The organism is Escherichia sp. 93.0816 (assembly GCF_013368855.2).
GTDB lineage: Bacteria > Pseudomonadota > Gammaproteobacteria > Enterobacterales > Enterobacteriaceae > Escherichia > Escherichia ruysiae.
In genome coordinates, this window is the sequence record NZ_JABWNC020000023.1 from 1 (window position 1) to 17,399 (window position 17,399).

The 17,399-nt window shown below is 46.0% G+C and carries 19 protein-coding genes; 14 read left to right on the forward strand and 5 right to left on the reverse strand.

Translation table 11 applies throughout. From position 1 onward, the window contains the following. A partial coding sequence (locus HEM79_RS18620) for an abortive infection system antitoxin AbiGi family protein (RefSeq protein ID WP_286178629.1) occupies window positions 1-457 on the reverse strand: 457 nt, incomplete at its 3' end. Window positions 458-606: 149 nt separating this feature from the next. Between HEM79_RS18620 and HEM79_RS18625 the strand changes: the two genes are divergently transcribed. The 5 genes from HEM79_RS18625 to HEM79_RS18645 all read left to right on the forward strand — a co-directional run bounded on the left by HEM79_RS18625 (window position 607) and on the right by HEM79_RS18645 (window position 3,393). Continuing rightward, complete coding sequence (locus HEM79_RS18625) at window positions 607-750, forward strand: hypothetical protein (RefSeq protein WP_155082129.1); 144 nt, start codon at window positions 607-609, stop codon at window positions 748-750. Further along, window positions 747-992: a GrxA family glutaredoxin gene (locus HEM79_RS18630; RefSeq protein WP_175617228.1), complete on the forward strand. Its 246-nt coding sequence runs from the start codon at window positions 747-749 to the stop codon at window positions 990-992. The genes HEM79_RS18625 and HEM79_RS18630 overlap by 4 nt, the downstream gene beginning before the upstream one ends. 95 nt (window positions 993-1,087) lie before the next feature. Continuing rightward, window positions 1,088-1,696 (forward strand): hypothetical protein, encoded by a 609-nt coding sequence (locus HEM79_RS18635; RefSeq protein ID WP_176242877.1) that lies wholly within the window; start codon window positions 1,088-1,090, stop codon window positions 1,694-1,696. Between the two features lie 9 nt (window positions 1,697-1,705). Then, a complete protein-coding gene (locus tag HEM79_RS18640; RefSeq protein WP_176242876.1) occupies window positions 1,706-2,116 on the forward strand; it encodes a type II toxin-antitoxin system YafO family toxin in 411 nt (136 codons plus the stop codon). Window positions 2,117-2,289: 173 nt separating this feature from the next. After that, window positions 2,290-3,393 carry a tyrosine-type recombinase/integrase gene (locus HEM79_RS18645; RefSeq protein WP_000797845.1) on the forward strand — a complete coding sequence of 368 codons (1,104 nt, stop codon included), beginning with the start codon at window positions 2,290-2,292 and terminating at the stop codon, window positions 3,391-3,393. Here HEM79_RS18645 and HEM79_RS18650 read toward each other — a convergent pair. After that, window positions 3,388-3,774: a transcriptional regulator gene (locus HEM79_RS18650; RefSeq protein ID WP_001282576.1), complete on the reverse strand. Its 387-nt coding sequence runs from the start codon at window positions 3,772-3,774 to the stop codon at window positions 3,388-3,390. The two genes, HEM79_RS18645 and HEM79_RS18650, sit on opposite strands and share 6 nt — an antisense overlap. A 251-nt stretch (window positions 3,775-4,025) precedes the next feature. Between HEM79_RS18650 and HEM79_RS18655 the strand changes: the two genes are divergently transcribed. The 4 genes from HEM79_RS18655 to dnaE all read left to right on the forward strand — a co-directional run bounded on the left by HEM79_RS18655 (window position 4,026) and on the right by dnaE (window position 11,475). Next, window positions 4,026-4,238, forward strand: a complete 213-nt coding sequence (locus HEM79_RS18655) for a hypothetical protein (RefSeq protein WP_024269779.1) — start codon at window positions 4,026-4,028, stop codon at window positions 4,236-4,238. 98 nt (window positions 4,239-4,336) lie between these two features. Continuing rightward, on the forward strand, window positions 4,337-6,445 hold the full coding sequence (locus tag HEM79_RS18660) for a cobaltochelatase CobT-related protein (RefSeq protein ID WP_060965157.1): 2,109 nt from the start codon (window positions 4,337-4,339) through the stop codon (window positions 6,443-6,445). Between the two features lie 95 nt (window positions 6,446-6,540). Next, the gene (locus HEM79_RS18665; protein ID WP_001717302.1) at window positions 6,541-7,776 is read left to right on the forward strand and encodes an AAA family ATPase; all 1,236 of its coding nucleotides are present in this window, start codon (window positions 6,541-6,543) and stop codon (window positions 7,774-7,776) included. 180 nt (window positions 7,777-7,956) lie between these two features. Then, window positions 7,957-11,475 carry a DNA polymerase III subunit alpha gene (gene dnaE / locus HEM79_RS18670; RefSeq protein ID WP_060965158.1) on the forward strand — a complete coding sequence of 1,173 codons (3,519 nt, stop codon included), beginning with the start codon at window positions 7,957-7,959 and terminating at the stop codon, window positions 11,473-11,475. 303 nt (window positions 11,476-11,778) lie between these two features. On the opposite strand, the gene cspG is transcribed toward dnaE, so the two are convergent. The 3 genes from cspG to HEM79_RS22750 form a co-directional block, all read right to left on the reverse strand. Then, entirely contained in the window at window positions 11,779-11,994 is a 216-nt protein-coding gene (gene cspG / locus HEM79_RS18675; protein WP_000066497.1) for a cold shock protein CspG, read from the reverse strand. Between the two features lie 329 nt (window positions 11,995-12,323). Further along, a complete protein-coding gene (locus tag HEM79_RS18680; protein WP_001240351.1) occupies window positions 12,324-12,887 on the reverse strand; it encodes a helix-turn-helix transcriptional regulator in 564 nt (187 codons plus the stop codon). Window positions 12,888-12,947: 60 nt separating this feature from the next. Beyond that, on the reverse strand, window positions 12,948-13,172 hold the full coding sequence (locus HEM79_RS22750; RefSeq protein WP_001351985.1) for a hypothetical protein: 225 nt from the start codon (window positions 13,170-13,172) through the stop codon (window positions 12,948-12,950). A 281-nt stretch (window positions 13,173-13,453) separates the two neighbouring features. On the opposite strand from HEM79_RS22750, the gene HEM79_RS18685 reads away from it, so the two are divergent. The 5 genes from HEM79_RS18685 (at window position 13,454) to HEM79_RS18705 (ending at window position 17,351) form a co-directional block, all read left to right on the forward strand. After that, a complete protein-coding gene (locus HEM79_RS18685) occupies window positions 13,454-13,858 on the forward strand; it encodes a hypothetical protein (protein WP_001351984.1) in 405 nt (134 codons plus the stop codon). A gap of 117 nt (window positions 13,859-13,975) precedes the next feature. Beyond that, entirely contained in the window at window positions 13,976-15,004 is a 1,029-nt protein-coding gene (locus tag HEM79_RS18690) for a hypothetical protein (RefSeq protein ID WP_001717300.1), read from the forward strand. A 60-nt stretch (window positions 15,005-15,064) separates the two neighbouring features. After that, window positions 15,065-16,009, forward strand: a complete 945-nt coding sequence (locus HEM79_RS18695; RefSeq protein WP_001755518.1) for a 5'-3' exonuclease family protein — start codon at window positions 15,065-15,067, stop codon at window positions 16,007-16,009. Then, window positions 16,009-16,275 carry a hypothetical protein gene (locus HEM79_RS18700; protein ID WP_000920224.1) on the forward strand — a complete coding sequence of 89 codons (267 nt, stop codon included), beginning with the start codon at window positions 16,009-16,011 and terminating at the stop codon, window positions 16,273-16,275. The genes HEM79_RS18695 and HEM79_RS18700 overlap by 1 nt, the downstream gene beginning before the upstream one ends. A gap of 2 nt (window positions 16,276-16,277) precedes the next feature. Next, complete coding sequence (locus HEM79_RS18705) at window positions 16,278-17,351, forward strand: recombinase RecA (protein WP_001051809.1); 1,074 nt, start codon at window positions 16,278-16,280, stop codon at window positions 17,349-17,351. Window positions 17,352-17,399: the final 48 nt, after the last annotated feature.

The window sequence follows — 17,399 nt, forward strand, 5'->3', positions numbered from 1 at the left end:
GATCAGAGTATTCTGCTTTCAATTTCTCAAACTCTATTCTGTTTTTGGTATCTAAATTTCCTCTAGCCTTCCAAAGCGGCACCAACTTATTTTTAATAAGTCGAATTCTGGCATTGTATTTAGAAAATATTTCACTACTCTTATTCATATATAGAACTGGGTGTAGACCTTTCTTTTCCGCCCAAGACTTAGTTAGCCCAAGACCGAATTCTCCATATTTTCCGCTATGATCTCTGATTTGTGATAGTTTTATGTCACAAAACGATACCATTGGTACTGCAAACCTCCTGCGTCCCCCGACTCCTCTTATTTCCTCGCGAGCAAGAAATGGTTTAAAATATTTCTCAGCCAATATGCTATAGAAAGCATCTTCGTTTTTTGTAAAATGAAACAACGTGGTTGGATGAAGACTATAAACAGATTCAACATTCGCATCAGGATTTTCAAGGATAGTCATTTTACACCTTGTGGAAAGCCAGTTTAGTTCTGTAAATAGTATCACACGACAGGCGGCTATTCTTCTATCAATAAATGATAGGTAAGCACTTACTTTTTACGCACGTTAACTGTATAGTTCTTTCGGATACTCACTTGAAAGGACTCAATATGGGAAATAAATGTAAACATGCGCGTCGCGCATCTCGTCAGGTGCAGAAGTCAAATCCATACATTCACGAGCACTACCACCTCAGCTCTTTCACTAACCGCTACACGTTCCCCAGCGAAGCGCATAACGAGGCAAAGCAATGACGATCACTATCTATGGACGAGATAACTGCTCATACTGCAAACGTGCGGTCGAGCTGGCGAAGCAACTAAAGGGACATGGCTACGGTGATTATGAGTACATCGACATCACCACTGCCGGTATCGATAAGGAAAAACTTAGCGAAATTGTTGGTAAACCGGTAGAGACGATCCCCCAGGTGCTGATCGATGGCCAGCCGATTGGCGGATACACAGAATTTGCTGCTTTTGCGAGCACTCTGTAATACAATACGGCTCCTTTTGGGGCCATTTATTATTTGTAGCTTTCATCAGCACAGCGTACACTTAGTTACGAGCCATTGAGTAGTTAAGAGGTTTTATGCGTTTAGAAAATTGCCTAGAAGATATGAGTGTCATTAGCAATGCCCTTGCTACTGTGACCTCTAACGCTTCACGCTTTTCAAACGCAAAGCCTACAGCTAAATCTGGGCGTGATTTTATTGAACCGCGTGGATATCGACGCTTCCGTGGCACGATGAAGCCCTCTGCGAAATTCACAGGATTCAAAACACAAACCTATGTGAGCACTCCGGCTATTCCTGTTCAAGAGAACCGCGATGCGGCACAGCTGGCAAAGATTGAAAGCAAGCTCGCAGAATTGACGGCGAAACACGTTCGCTTAGCCCATGCCATCTCTGGATGGAAAGCGGAAAAGATTCGCAGCAACTTCGGTGAAAGTCGTTACGAAGAACTGAAGAACGTTGACCTGACCATTCGTGGTTTGGAGGGATTCGTTAACAAGTTGATTCGCGACTCTGAGCAACCTCATCCATATTTGAAACGCTTGAGCGATTCTGTAACTGAGTATCGTTTAGCTATCTCTGATCTGCTATTGATTTTAAATCAGTGTTTTAACGACGTAAACGTCATCGAATCGCAGACTGGCCTCATTGATGAGGACGTCTTCGCCAACTTCTCATTCCATTGAGGTTGAACGATGAAGATCACATGGAACAGTGATAGTTACGCCCAATTTTTAAAGCCGACCTTCGATATAAAGCCTGACTTAGAGATTACGTTACTCAACGATTTCAAGTCGTTTAAACAAGGCATGTACCCAGCCATATTCGGCAAAGATGGCCCGTATACGGCTCCTGGTGCTATCGTGTCCTCCCGCGTTTATCACGTTCATCTCTTGTTCACGAAGCAAGAACGAACCAGCAGCCGCAGCAGATTCGATTGCACAAGCGACCGTGCACTCGTTTACAGTCAACATGCACATTTCCAAGATGTGTATAGCCTATTGGCAATCTTCCCTAACAACGCACATCAGTACGCGAAAGATCCAAAAATTATGGTCGATATCGCTGCCTACGCGGCCGCATTTCAAGCTCTCACTAACCCTTAACAATCATATTAATAACGCCTCAGAATTTAAATTCCTCCCTTAAATGATTCCATACCTACTATGTATGGAATCATTGCTGAAAATGAGTTACTTTTACTCTTGATCCTATAAGAATCTATGCCTAATATACTGTTTACTTATACAGTGCATCGGCGTAACTCGGTGATTGTCATATGAAAAATAGCTTTGACAGAGCACGCGCTGCGGAGAACACCTCAAAAGAGGCGATAGAGTATCTCGAAAGAGCATCTCAAATGCAGGCCGTTATGATCTCCCAGGTCAGCAATGACATGAGATTCTCGGACGCATTCATGTTATTCACTCGCTTATCTCTGCTGATAACCAGACGTCGGCCAGAGATCGCTGTTCATTGTATTTTGATACATGTTTTGCCGCACATTGCCGATGTAAAAGTAAGTGACATTAATAGGTTCATGGTGAACCAACTGGTCAACCCACTAATACTGGATGGCAAAATTGTTATGGGCCGCCGCGTTTTCTCTCTGATGAAGCAGTTCCTTAGCTGGTGCGCCTTCCAGGGGATGATAGACGTGTCACCGTTAAACGATATGTCACTTAACAAAGTTGCCGGTGGCGCAAAGCCCACACCTCGCGAGCGGAAGCTGACCGACGCAGAGGTATGGGTGTTCTGGAATATATGGGACTACTTCAATGTGTGTGCTGGTACAAAATGGGCGGCCAGGCTATGTCTTGTATCCGCAAGACGACCTGACGAAGTACTGCGGGCTAAAAAAAGTGAGTTCAATCTTAAGCGTGGGGTTTGGAATCAAGGCAAGAGGAACAAATCTGCCCGTGAGCATTCTCTGCCTTTAAGCTCATTAATGCGCACTTGTATTGAAGAGTTGTTCGAATATGGTAAAGACAGCCAGTGGCTCGTGCCTTCGAATAAAAAAATCGGGAAAGACCTTCCTATGTCTAAAGTGGCAATAGCCCAGGCATTACGTCGTATTCTGGAACGACCAGAACTGATGGAGCTTGAGCCATTTACACCCCGAGATTTGCGCCGTACTGCGCGTAGTTACTTCCCAGCATTAGGCATAAGCCAGGAGGTATCACGTAAAATCATGAACCACAGTCTTGAGGGGATAGATCGGGTCTACGACCGGCACGATTATATGGACGAGATGCGAGACGCCTTAGAAAGTTTCTCGACGTACATCGCATCAATCGTAGAGCAACCGGATTTAGACGAAATTGACCACAAATTTAAGGGAGATCGTCTATCAACAGAGCTTATTCGTGTAAATTTTTCATAGAGACTTTATGGCCTCAACAACCTTTTGTGATGCGCCTTTCTCTTTACCGAATCGCTCGTTATATGCAGCAAGAACCTGTTTTTCGTCCTCGTTAAGAGGAGCAGTGCCTTCTTTGTATAAAAATGCTGCGAGTTCGGGTTGGCGTTCTTCCAGCACCATCATCATAAGACGACTTGGCTCAATGCCCAGTGCCAGCGCCAGCGGACGAACCTTATCGATAGGCAAAGGAATTTTGCCGCTTTTAATTAAAGAAAGGTTGTTGGCGTTTTTATACCCAATTGTTTTGGCTATCTGGGCCTGGCTCATAGGTGAGGATTCAATCAACCCTGCGATAAAAGCAGCGTAGCGACTTTCTATAAATTCAATCTTGTTATCAGACATGGTTACAACCTTTGCGCGTTCAATTCTCTCTGGTAAGTGCTTACCGATATTACATCAAAGGTTAGGGTTGTAAAGCTATTATCATTTTTTTCGATAGGCACTTAAAAGACCGGTTAAAGGCCATTGCACGGAGAAAAATTAGCCCAAAACAGGTAAGAAAATCAACTTGCATATGATATGAATGTATTCAGTATTGATACAAATTTTAGTAGTATTCCTTACCATAGTATAAGTTAGAATGGATTGATTGAATGAACACCACTATTTCCAGCCTAATCGCTCTTGAGATCGGACACGTACAGAAATTAGCTGATGAGTGTGTAGCTGACATCCTCACCGATCTACCGAATGAGCAGATTCAGGTTGGTGTGAATGACACAACTGGCTTTATATTCGAACTTAACAACAAACGCTTCACGCTTCTCAATACCGGCTCCTGGTCTTTAGCCGTCAGAATCTGTTAACCCCTCTTCTCCCTGCGCGAATGGCTTAGTTCCCTGTTCGCGCAGTGCTACATTAAACACACTAGTAAATAATTTGTTTTCATAACAAAGGATTAGCCATGTCTAAAAAACGTTCCATCAAAGAGGTTCAGGACTTCCGTGACAGTGTAAAACGAGTAGTCGCTCTCCTTTCAGGTAAAAACATCCCTGTTGCAGAACGAGGGGACGACGCTTATGTACGCTATAACGATGATGGAGAGCCAATTCTCGTAAACATCCCATCAATCCCGGATAACGCAACACCGGCATTGATGAATGCTGTGCGCGGATTTCTCGATCATGAGGTTGCTCACATTTTGTTTACCGATATTCGTGTGTCCAACAAAATGAGAGAAAAAGGACGCGTTCCTTCCTGGTCGCTATGGAATGCCTTAGAAGACGTGTTCATCGAGCGAAAAATGGGTCAGGTCTTTAACGGAACAAGACGTAATCTGATGGCAACTCAGCGCCTTATAATCGAAAAAGTCTTTAAACCAAAGGCTTCAGAGGCTATTGCTTATTGTGGCAAAGATCAGCGCGCGCTTTTTCTAAACTTCTTTCTCTGTCCGGTTGTAAGAGCCTGGGATGGCCAAGCACCGTTCGTAGATTTCATGGATGAATATTGGCCTGTCATTGAGAAACCAATTTCATTATTAAAAGAACATGGTATCGATGTGGCCGTGCGTAACATGTCTTGCACCGAGGATTGTGTAAAGGTGGCTGCGACCATAGCTAAGATCCTCAAAGACACTGAAAGTGAAAGCAAAGGTAAGGAGTCAGCTCCGGGAAAAACTTCCGATCCTTCAGACGCTGACCAGACGGATGCCTCTGGAGAAAACAATGAAGACAACGAAGATCATGAGACACCCTCAGCGTTAGATAATCACAAATCTATCAAATCAGAATCACACAGTAAGCACAAACATGATAATAACGACAGTGATGATTCAGATAATTCTGAATCATCAGAAACAATATTCGATGATACAGAAAATGATAAAGAGGTATCAGATTCTGGTGCTTCTGATAACGCGGCGTCAGAATCATTTACCACTGACCACGAAAAAAGAAAATCGACAGAAGACGGCTCTTCAGACATTCCAACTCCGTCAAAAATGAGTCTGGAAGAGGCTTTAGAGGAGTTGGATAGCATGGAAGATGAAGTCGGAGGCATGACAGAAGATGCGCTATCCGAAACGATTAAAAGCGAGTTAACAGAAAGCTCGAAAAGCGAATACAGGCCATACAATCGCTCATACGACTTCATCGGCTCGATTGATCAGGCAGAAGCCCATATCAAACGGCTTATTAAAACATTCTCCGATATTGATTTAGGTGGATATCCAATCAGCCGTTATCGCATCGTTCCTGAAGGCAACCAACTCTTCGACAAATATATTGAAAAGCACCTTTCGTCAGGTGTTTCGTCGACGCTGGCAAAAGACCTGGAACGTGCAATAGCAAGCAGAAACAGAGTTCAGTTTATACCTGGCCAGCGTCGGGGGCGCATTCATGGTTCAAGTATCTACAGATTAACAATGAATGATGATCGCGTGTTTCGTAAAAAAGAAGAATCTAAAGCCGTTAACGCCTGTGTTCAACAAGTGATTGATTTATCGGGTTCAATGAGTGGCGAAACGATAAAACTAGCTCTTGCAAGTGCATATACCATCGCCGATGCACTTGATCGAATAAATGTTCCCAACATTATCACCGGCTTCACTACATTTGGTAGTCATATGGCGGCAGGAGAACTTAAGGCTGTCAAGTATGAGTTCTCTCGCTTTGAATCTTTAATGCTACCTATCATCAAAAATTGGAATGAAAAGGTAAATTCTCGCGAAGTTCGCTCACGTATGGGGTGCGTAGGCTACACATTCCCACTTCTTAATAACGTGGATGGTGAAAGCATAGCCAGCCTTGCATCGTTATTTTCCGGTCGCATGGAGGACAGGAAGATCATGCTTGTTCTGAGTGATGGCGCGCCGTGGGCTGTTGGGAGAGGTTTTGACGCTCATTTGCGTTCAGTTGCGAAGCAAATTGAAACGCAGACTGATATTGATTTGATGGCAATTGGCATCATGACTGACGCACCGGAGAGATTTTACTCAAATCATGCCCTGGTAACGAGCGTTGATAGTCTTGGTTCATCTGTAGTTACTGAACTATCTCGTATCATTTTAAAGTGAACAAAACAGCCTTAACGATAAGTAACCACTTACGATAGATAATGATATATTTATATAAGAAGTTGAACGCTCATTAGAAAACAAAGGAAAAACGCATGACTACTACTGCACTGCAAAATGAAAAAAATCCTTCTGATTACCTTGTTTGCAAGTGGTGCGGAAAATCATTTCACTATTTTAAGTCCCATGTAGCCAATGGTAATTGCGAGGGCATTCCTGAGTCAGTAAAAGATGCCGATCCTGACACCGTACTGAAAATGTACACAACACAGTTTCCAGATGAGCCAACGCTATCGAAAAAGGCACTTGATGCAATTCAAGCTAAACGTGCCGAGCAAAAAAGCGAAATGGCCAAATCATCTGGCGTGACCAGTAGCCCAGGCTACACAGGCACAGTTGAGTACAAGACAGATCTGGTCGCAGCTCACGAACTGCTAAATGTAACGGTGAAAGAACTCGGAACAAAACGTGGGACGCCGCTCATGGTTAGCGTCAACGTCAATACGCCGTTTCCAGAGTTCGTTCCAGAAGTGAAGAAGGGATACGTATATGGCGACTTCGAACTGATCAAAGACATTTTCATGATGCTTGAACTTGGCATACCTGGCTATTTGTGGGGTCATGCAGGAACAGGCAAATCTTCATTGCCTACACAACTATGTGCTTTGCTCAATCGTCCGTTAATCCGTGCCCAACATACAGCATCAATGGAAGAGGCTCATGTTACGGGACAAATTCTGGCGCGTGATGGCTCTACGTATTTCGAGCCTGGCTTGCTTGCGCTCGCAATGAAGCATGGCTGGGTTTACCTCGCGGATGAATACGACTTTGCGTTTCCACAGATTCTTGGCGTGTATCAGCCAGTGCTGGAAGGTGAAGCGTTGGTCATCAAAGAGGCGACTCCAGAATGGCGTCGCATTACTCCACATGAACGGTTTGCTTTCATTGGCACTGGCAACACGAACGGATCTGGTGATGAAACCGGCTTGTACCAGGGTACAAACATCCAGAACGCCGCGAACTTTTCGCGTTTTGGCATCGTTTCGAATGTGAAATACATGAGCAAAGAGGCAGAGATCAACATGTTGATAAATGCCGGTATCGTGGATGAATACGCAGAAAAGATGGTTAAGTTTGCCGGTATCGTTCGCGATGGATACGAAGAACACCTTATCAGTCAGCCAATTGGCCCTCGTGAACTTTTGTTGTCGGCCAAGATTGGAATGATGCGAGGCGACTTTGTGACAGGTATTGAGCGTTCTTTCATTAACAAACTCCCTTCAGCTTCTGCACAAGCGGCTCGTGAAGTTGTTCAAAAAATATTTGGTTAATCGTGCGTAAAGGATGTTTCGGCTCTCTTATCGCTGCTTCTGAAACTGGTAAGGCTTGTCTGGTGTGTCCAGACAAGCCCGATTGTCACCAATCAGCAAAAGAAGTTGCGATTTCGATGCATGGGAAGTTCGTAGGCTTCCCCAATGACAAAATCAAAAAAACCAGAAAGGTAAAAACACATGAAGGCACTGATGGTTCGAACTGACTTCTCACTTGGGGAGTCGGCTCTAAAAGCAGAAAACGCGGTGAAGATTGCCAGAGAAGCTGGCTACACCGCTGTAATTTCAGCAGATAGCATGAATATTGCGAGCGTTATTCCACTACAACGTGCCGCTGGTGACGACATGGCGGTTATTTGTGGTGTGAAACTAAACATTGTTGATGATCCCACATACGAGCACCGGGCTAAACTTGCTAAAGAATCTATGAGATGTATGGAATCATTAGAGCGGGGACGTAACTACTCGTTTACCGCTCTAATTAAAAATGAGCAAGGATATCGCGACATCTGCGAACTAATGACGGCGGCCAACACACGAGAACAGTTCTACTTTGTACCGCGTCTCTCGCTCGAACAGTTGGTTTCTACATATGCCAAAGGCAACATCATCCTGCTTACTTCCGACATCGGTAGCGTGTTCCAACGCAACGATTTTGCAAAAATCATAAGCACACTGATTACAGCGGGTGGAAAAGACAACTTCTATAGTGTGGTTTATCCGCACCCTACCCCATTCTACGACCAGATTAACGTCCGGGCGATGAAAGTCGCCAGCGCATTGAAAATAGAGCCAGTGGCGTTCTATCCCGCTTATTACGAATCGATCGACGATGCAGACATTAAAGACATTGCGCACATGGTTACGAACAACATCAAAATCGACCAGCCGCATCGTCTGCGTATCCCCCACCAGCGAGATAACGCCGTCAATGGTCGCCGCCATCTCCTTGAGGCGCTTAAAGCCTTCTCCGTTCGCATGGATGTGCCGGTAACAGCTGCAATGGCCTCAACAACGCAGGATACCATTATCGATGCCTGCACATGGCGCTGGCATGAATTGCCGCCAGCACTGCCAAAGATGGCAGACGACGAGCCTGCAACGCTTATGAAACTGGCTGTTGCAGGGCTGCGTAAACGTCTTACCACAAAAGAGTTTGGCTACACACCACCTGCTTCTGAGAACAGGGTTTATGTTGAGCGGCTAAAGTACGAAATGGACACGCTGACTCGCCTGGGATTTTGTGGTTACTTCCTGATGGTACGCGATCTGATGAATCATAGTCGTGAAACTGGCATTCCCGTTGGGCCTGGTCGTGGTTCCTCTGCCGGTTCTCTGGTGGCGTGGTGCATAGGCATAACCAACGTCGACCCAATCCGTCACGGTCTTCTGTTTGAGCGTTTCATCAACCCTGAGCGTCTCGACTTGCCGGATGCGGACTTGGACTTCAGCCAGGCACGTCGCCATGAGGTGATCGAGTATCTGAATGAACGCTACGGCGAAGATTACGTTGCGGGTATTCCGAACTTCACCTACCTGGGCGCAGCCTCTGCACTACGTGATACCGCTCGTATTTATGGTGTGGAGTCCGCAGATATGGCGGTATCAAAAGAACTGAAGAACGTCGAGGATGATAGCCTTCCATTGGAAGAGCTGCGCGAACAACTGGCAAGTCTCGACAAATACGCAACAAAATATCCTGATGCATTCAATGCAGCCTGCAAGTTACAAAGCCTTATGCGTGGCTTTGGTAGACATGCGGCAGGGATGATCGTAGCAGGTGTTCCTCTGACAGAACGTACACCGGTTGAGCGCCGTGGTGACGCGCGTTGTATCGCATTTGACAAGCGTTACTGCGAGGCTATGGGCCTAATTAAGCTGGACGTGCTTGGCCTGGCAACTCTCGATTTGCTCGATAGTGCAAAACGCTACATAAAAGAGAACACAGGTGAAGATATCAATCTTGATGCCATTTCTCTTGAAGATCGCAAGGTGCTGGATGGTTTTGCTGCTGGGTACACTCAAGGTGTTTTCCAGCTTGAATCAGGCCCAATGCGCAAGCTGCTTAAAGATTTAGGTGGTGGAATTGAGCCAATGAGCTTTAAAACGGTCGTCGCTACAACTGCGCTCTTCCGGCCGGGGCCAATTCAATCAGGCATGTTGGATGACTATGTTTCTGTCGCCAAAGGCTTTATGACGCCGGAATCATTACACCCCGTTCTTGATGAACTTACCGCGGAAACAAATGGCGTGATTCTCTATCAGGAACAGACGATGAACGCGACTCGATTGCTTGCCGGCTTCACAATGGCTGAAGCTGACGCTGTGCGTTCCGCAATCGGTAAGAAGAACATGGAAAAAATGAAGAGCATGGGCGAGAAGTTCATCGTTCAGGCTCAAGCTGGCTGGATAGACGTTGAGCTGGAAGATGGCACTACACAGCGCATTCACCGTGCGGAACATTTTAAATGCGAAGACGGAACTCTGAAAACTGTCGAAGAGGCACTTGAGCACGGCGCAAAACTACCTATAAACGCAGTACGCGTTACAGCGTCACATCCAGGGCTATCAGAGATGAAAGCGAAGGAGATCTGGACCGCATTTGAGAAAAACGGAGCCTATCAGTTCAATAAATCACACTCCGTTGCTTATTCTTTAATCAGTTATCAGTCTATGTGGCTAAAGACGCACTACCCTGCTGAGTTCTTCGCAGCTGCGCTCACCATTCTGGGCGAGGATAAGCATCAGGGGCTGGTGAAGGATGCGCTGACCTATGGCATTCGCGTATTGCCACCAGACGTTAATGTGTCATCTAACCGAATTGAGATCCGCACACTCGAAGACGGCAGTCAGGCACTGTATGCGCCATTCTCTGCTGTGAAAGGCTGTTCTGAAAATGGTTGTCAGGCAATTATGCGTGCGCGTGAGAAAGTTGGTGGCAAATTCGAGTCAGTGGCACAATTCGATGAAGCGGTCGAGAAGCGTGCATGTAACAGTCGTGTACGCGAGTCGCTTCATAAAGTAGGGGCTTTTGCGTCAATTGAGCCAGGCAGTCTGCCAGCAACTGATCCTGAACGACTGCGCGACCAGGCTGAGCTGATGGGCAATCTCATCATTGACGCTGTTAAAGCATCACGTCCGTTCGAAATGAATCCTAAGCGTTCTGCCGAAATCAACGTACTCATGACACGTATGGCGGCTGAAATGGGCTTGGGTGAGGAGTTGATACGCCCGACTATTGGTATTAAACCCAAAATCATGATCATTCTGGACAATGCGAACGGCAATGACGCTCGTACCGGCTACTTCATGGAGAACGGATACGACGACTTTAAGGCAAAACTACTGACAGTTGGAGATCTGCGCATGGGCGATCTTTATGTCACGGGTGTTTGTAAGAAGGTTAAGGACAAAGAGAAAGACTATACCAAAGACGAGATAGGCCAGTTCACAGACTTTATGCGGGAAGAAATTAATCTTGTACGACCAACCTACATTTTGACGTGTGGTAGTCGTTCAACCGCACTATTTAACAATAAGAGTAAACCATCAGATCTGATTGGTCGTAAGGAGTACTTCCCAGAGCTTGATGCAACCGTCTTCTACGGATTTAACCCGAATATCCTGTACTTCCGACCGGAAGAAGGAGAGCGACTGGAGGCCATTCTGGCTGATATCGCGGAGACAATAAATAAGTAATAAAGAAAACCCGCCTGTTGGCGGGTTTATAAAGAATTATGGCGCTTGTTGAGGAAGTCACTCCTCTTACGCACTTTGTTTTGCCATGCCGGCAGTTAGCTTCTGCCTTTGACTATTCATGCGGCAACCCCGCATTTCGCCACAATGGGCAATTCACTTTTATGGAATAAACTGGCCGTTGTGTCGATTTAATTAGCATGGCCTTACCATGCTAATTTATTCAACTTGTACAATCCTACAAATCTATCCACTCAGGCTTACACCGTCTTCGTTATTGTAGAAATGAGGATCATCAGCGTTGAATCAGCTTAGAGCAACGACATTTGCTGCTGCTGGGCCTTTAGCCCCATTCTCGATAGAGAATTCGACCTGCTGGCCTTCTTCCAAAGTGCGGAAATTATTACTCTGAATTGCCGAAAAATGTACAAAAACATCTTTACTGCCATCAGCAGGAGAAATAAAGCCAAAGCCTTTATCAGAGTTAAACCATTTTACTAAACCAGTCATTTTATTAGACATAGATATTACCTTCTTAATTTTGTGAGCCACATAGTGCGGCGAGAATTTGATCTGTATAGATTGGGACTTACTTAGGCACTTAAGGAGGAGACTCACGAAGAAGGGAAATCAGAAGATAACACTGAACTGAGACTGCTTTACTAAAACTGCTTACATAAGGTCTGTCTTGCAAACCAACGATGCTATTAACGCATACCCCTTCTTTTCATGCAACCTTTATTTTTCAAAGATAACTAATTTTTGTCACCATTGGTTTAGTAAACGTTAACGAACCAGACGATGCCAGACACCTTTACAGAGAACAGATGCCCGCCAATTGGCGGGCATCATTATGCGCATTTCGCAATATCTTTGCGGCGTTTAATCAGTTTCTCCGCAATTTGCTCTATTTCGTTGAAATCTTTCGAGACGCTGTTTCGAAGCGCCAGATTCCATTTACTCAAAGTTCGGGCATTTTGGACAATTTGATCGCCCTCTTTAAGTCGTCCGTTATTCATGAGCCATTCAGCCACATCAGCCCAATCCCAGAGAGGAGACTGGCCTTTTATGCGTTGTACAGGGCAAGGGAAGTCGCCGCTTCCGCGCTTACCGTCTTTGAGCAACGCCACTGCCTGGCGAGACAGGTCTGTCAGTTCCGCGATATCGCTTAAGCCCACAAGAGCCGAGTCGACGGATTCAACAATTGCACCGATACCGGCTGATTCAATATTGTCGACCGCAGATGCGATAGCTGCATCAAGTGATTGTGCTTCGCGGTCAAATTCTACATAGACGGAGTTTCCATATGCGCAAATTAGCGCATCGTCACAGCCGTTTTGGTACAGCGCGTCTTCCAGTCCTTCCGTCTCATACGATACGCCTGAGAGCGTCAGAGTGAAGTTATAAAGCGCCATAGTTTTCCTTTGAAGATAGTTGGACAGTTTCTGCAAAAGGCGGCTAATGCCGCCTTGAAATCATTTACAACGATCAACCATTCGTTTGATCTGTTTGGCATGGTTTTCGGGATTACCCGGAGTCGACCATACGCTCATTTGGTGAGTTTTGTGTTCACCTTCTGGATTACCGCATCGCAGTCTGCAAAAACAATGTGCAGCACCACCAGCTGCTACCCAGATCCAGCCTTTACTTAATGCATAGTCAATGGCTGCTTGAATATGCTTATTCGGATGTTGCTTCATTCGCCTCCGATAATAGTATTCTATTCACAGTGTTGACATCTGTCAACGGCGACTGAATTTCATCCGTTCATGCCACACCCCCATCCATCTCATGTATGTGACCTAAAGATGGTCAGCACAGCTTACCAAAATAAGACAACTAATTATCTTCGGTGATCTCAATATTTTCCCCTGAACAAAGTTGACATGACGCCATAAACCCGTTCTCTGTTTGATATAATTGATACAGATTTTATAAGTAGGAACCTATTAGAGTGAACACTGATATTTTTTCTAAAATCATGGCCGATCTGGAGTTCGACCGCGACAACCTTGAGGAAGTATGGCGTAAACAGCCACGGCTTTTAATGGAGTATGGGTCAAAACTAGCGCAGGCAGATCGAGATGTCGCAGAGGCAAAACTTAACCTTGAAGCTGTTGAAGCAAAGCTATACGACACAGAGCGTAAGAACTTGAGTATGAACGGCATTAAGTTCAACGAGTCTGTACTGGACGCTAAGGTTAAAACAAACCCACAGTATCTGTCTAAACGGCAGAAGTTGGATGAAGCACGGCACATCGCAGACATATACAAACATGCTGTCGCCGCCTTTTCGCATCGCCGAGACATGATCGTTCAGGCGTCAAAGATGGCCATCGTTGAATTAGAGCGATTAGGCTCTGAACGCTTTATTACTCCCCGTTGATTTTTGATAGATAATAAGTAAGTACTGATCTATCATTTAACAGCTCGAAAGAGCCACGAATGAACGAAAGCCCAACGCGCATAGCGCCATCGGCCAAATCACAACAAGGAGAAACACATGTCTAAGACATTACTTGATTTGCTTAACAAAACTCGTGAAGACATTGCCGCCAAACGTGGCAACAACGTTGATCTGACTCGCTTAAAAGACGGCGTCAACTATATCCGCATCTTCCCGAATAAAGACGACCCAAACGGTAAGTTCTTCCAGACTTTCGGTATGCACTACGTTAAGTATCAGAACGAGGAAGGTAAAGAAGCAACCAACGCTTATATTTGTGAGCAACATACTCACGGTCGCGCTTGTCAGCTATGCGAAATGGTTATGGAAGGTCGCGCTCGTCACAAGGGTAACAAAGCAATGGAAGAACGCATCGGTCAAATGCGTGCCACTCCTCGCTACCTGGTCAACGGCATTCTTTCTGCTCGTGAGGATTTCGCAGATGCTGAGAAATGCCAGTTAATCGAGCTGCCGTCTACTGTATTCGATGATATCTGCAAAGCAATCACCGAAGACATCGCTGATGATATCGGCAATCCACTGAGCAAAGAGGAAGGCTACGCATTCCTGATTAAACGTACTGGCTCTGGTCGCGATACCAAATATGACGTCTCGCCTAAGCGTAAAGTCTACAAAGGCGATATCGAAGATAAATTCTGGAACACCCAGCATGATCTGATCGCATACGCAAATCAGGCTGATGAAACTCGTCTTCTGTCGACAGTTCGCACTATGGGTCGTCTGATTGGCATCGCTGCACCAACTGCCGCAGCATCTGCACCAGCAATTTCCTCAACCGCGAAAACATCGGCTGCGGCACTACCTGGATTTGGCTCTGTCACTGGTCATACAGAAGGAGCGACGGCTGTAGCAACCGCGCACACACCGGCTTCTGAACCAACCAGTCTGGTTGATGAAGAAATCCTCCGTGCCGTTGAAACTGAATTTAAACCAGAGGCAAGTTCCGCTGCCGTTGCCGTATCAGTCAAAGAGTCTGAAGCAGTCGCAGCGACATCTGTAGCAACCGCATCTGCGACGGAAGATGAAGGTCTGGATGACCTACTGAGAGAGCTGGACTCTCTGTAATCCCATTACGTGACCAGTAAGGCGTCTACGGACGCCTTACTTTTTGGAAGGAATGTACCGGTGAATTATCTCTTCGTAGATGGCAATAGCCTGGGTTATTACCATCAACAATCTGACAAATTGCACAACGGCGAAATGGAAGTACAGGCTGCTTTCGGCTTTGTTAAGAACGTCCGTCGTTATGCCTCCATCCTCCATGCCCGACCTATGATTCTTTGGGATGGATTTAGTGACAAGCGTCGCGACTTTTACCCGGACTACAAAGCAAATCGCGACGACGATCCTGATATGAAAAAGATGAAGGAAGGCTTTGCTATCCAGAAGCCATACATCCTCAAAATGATGACCGCGCTTGGAGTTACCCAACTCATTGCAAAAGATGCAGAAGCGGATGATCTGGCCGGGCTGCTGGTATCCCGCATGGCACCGCAGCCAACCGTTGAACACATCTATCTGTTAACAGGCGATAGCGACTGGCTTCAGTTAGTTCGTGAAAACGTAAGCTGGGTAAGCCTGCGTGAAGACGCCAAAAACAAGCAGGTTAATTTTGAGCAATTTGCGGAGCTGACAGGATTCGCCACGCCTCGCGCATTTTTGGAAGCAAAAGCATTACAAGGCGATAACTCGGACAACATTAGCGGTGTTGGTGGCATTGGTGCTGGCGGTGCGAAAGAGCTGCTGCATGAATGGGGAAGTGTCGCAACGATGGTACGCGGCATCAACGACGGCTCAATCGTGGTTAATAAAGGGCGTCATAAGACCGCCTTCAACAAACTAGCGAAGAATGCCTTCAACGAGAAAACAGGCTGTCGAATGCTCGAAGCGTTCAAGAGAAACATCACGCTAATGAACCTGATTGAGACGAAGTTTCCGCCTACCGAAATCGAAACAATCAAAGGCAATCGTGACGTGAAAGCATTCGAGCAACTGTGCTACGAGCTGAATTTCCGTTCGTTCCTTGAAGACCTTGAAGTGTTTGTTCTTCCATTCGAAAGGTATTGCTAATGCTTAAATCGATTATCAATGGCGCTACAACCACCCCTGCCCAACTGGCAAAAGAGATTGTCTTTTATCACGGTGAGTACGCTGTCATCGCACTGCCGTCAATTCTAGGCGCTGCCGGAATGAAAGCGACAGATCGCGAGTTTGGATTAGTCAGCGAGCAGGTCGTAAAAATCCTCGCTCGTGTATCCAGACTCCTTAACCACGATGCGATTGTATTCGATGAATCCGCCGCTTTAAAACGAATCAACGAAACAAAAGGAGCCTGATCATGGCAAAAGGAAAATCCGCACTGGCACTTGCTCTGAAAAAGAAAATCGGTAGCAACGACGAAATTCAGAAAGTAACTCATTGGATTGATACAGGCTTTCCACCGTTAAACAAAGCTATTTCTGGTCGTTACGATGGCGGCTTCCCATGTGGTCGTATCGTCGAAGTATTCGGTCCTCCAAGTGCAGGGAAAACGTTCCTTGCAACAGCAGCGATGATCTCCGCTCAAAAACAAGATGGTCTGGCGGTATTCCTCGATCATGAAAACAGTTTTGACGTTGGCCTGGCTGTCGCCAATGGCCTGAACGCAGATGAGGATGACGGTCAGTGGGTATACAAGCAGCCAGATACCTTCGAAGACTCTGTAGAGTTGATCGGCACAATACTTAAATTGGTTCGTGATGAAGAGCTTATCCCCGAATCAGCACCAATCTGTATCGTGGCTGACTCTCTTGCGTCTATGGTTCCGAACTCCAAAGCCGAGAAGTTCGAAAAGATGGCTGAAGGCACTGCCAAAGACAAAGATCAGCTAAACATGAACGACAATACGGCACTGGCTCGTGCGACGAGTGCGAACTTCCCTACTCTGGCTTTGTGGGCACGCAAATACAACGCCTGCATCATCTTCTTGAATCAGGTTCGCACAAAAATCGGTGTAATGTTTGGCGACCCTACTACGTCGCCAGGTGGAGATTCACCGAAGTTCTACGCTTCTGTACGTATCCGTCTTGGTGCATCGGTGATGAAGGATGGTAAAGAGAAGATCGGCCAGGACGTAGGCGCAGAATGCATCAAAAACAAAGTTGCACCACCGTATGGCAAATGCACCTGGAAATTCTACTTCGATCCTACTCGTGGCCTCGACGTTATCGAATCGCTCGTCGAGTACATGCTGGAAGAAGGATACCTGCCAAAGAACGCCAGCGGGCGAGTTGAAATTGGTGACAAGAAATACACCAAATCGCAGATCGTCGAGATGTATCGGGAGAAGCCACTGGCTGAAATCATTGCGGCTTTGCAGGCAATCGACGACCGAAGAGCAAAAGACAACCCCACCGAGTCAGTAGAAGAGTAAACACAAGGCGTCCACCGGACGCCTTTTTTATCTCTTGAAAATATATAA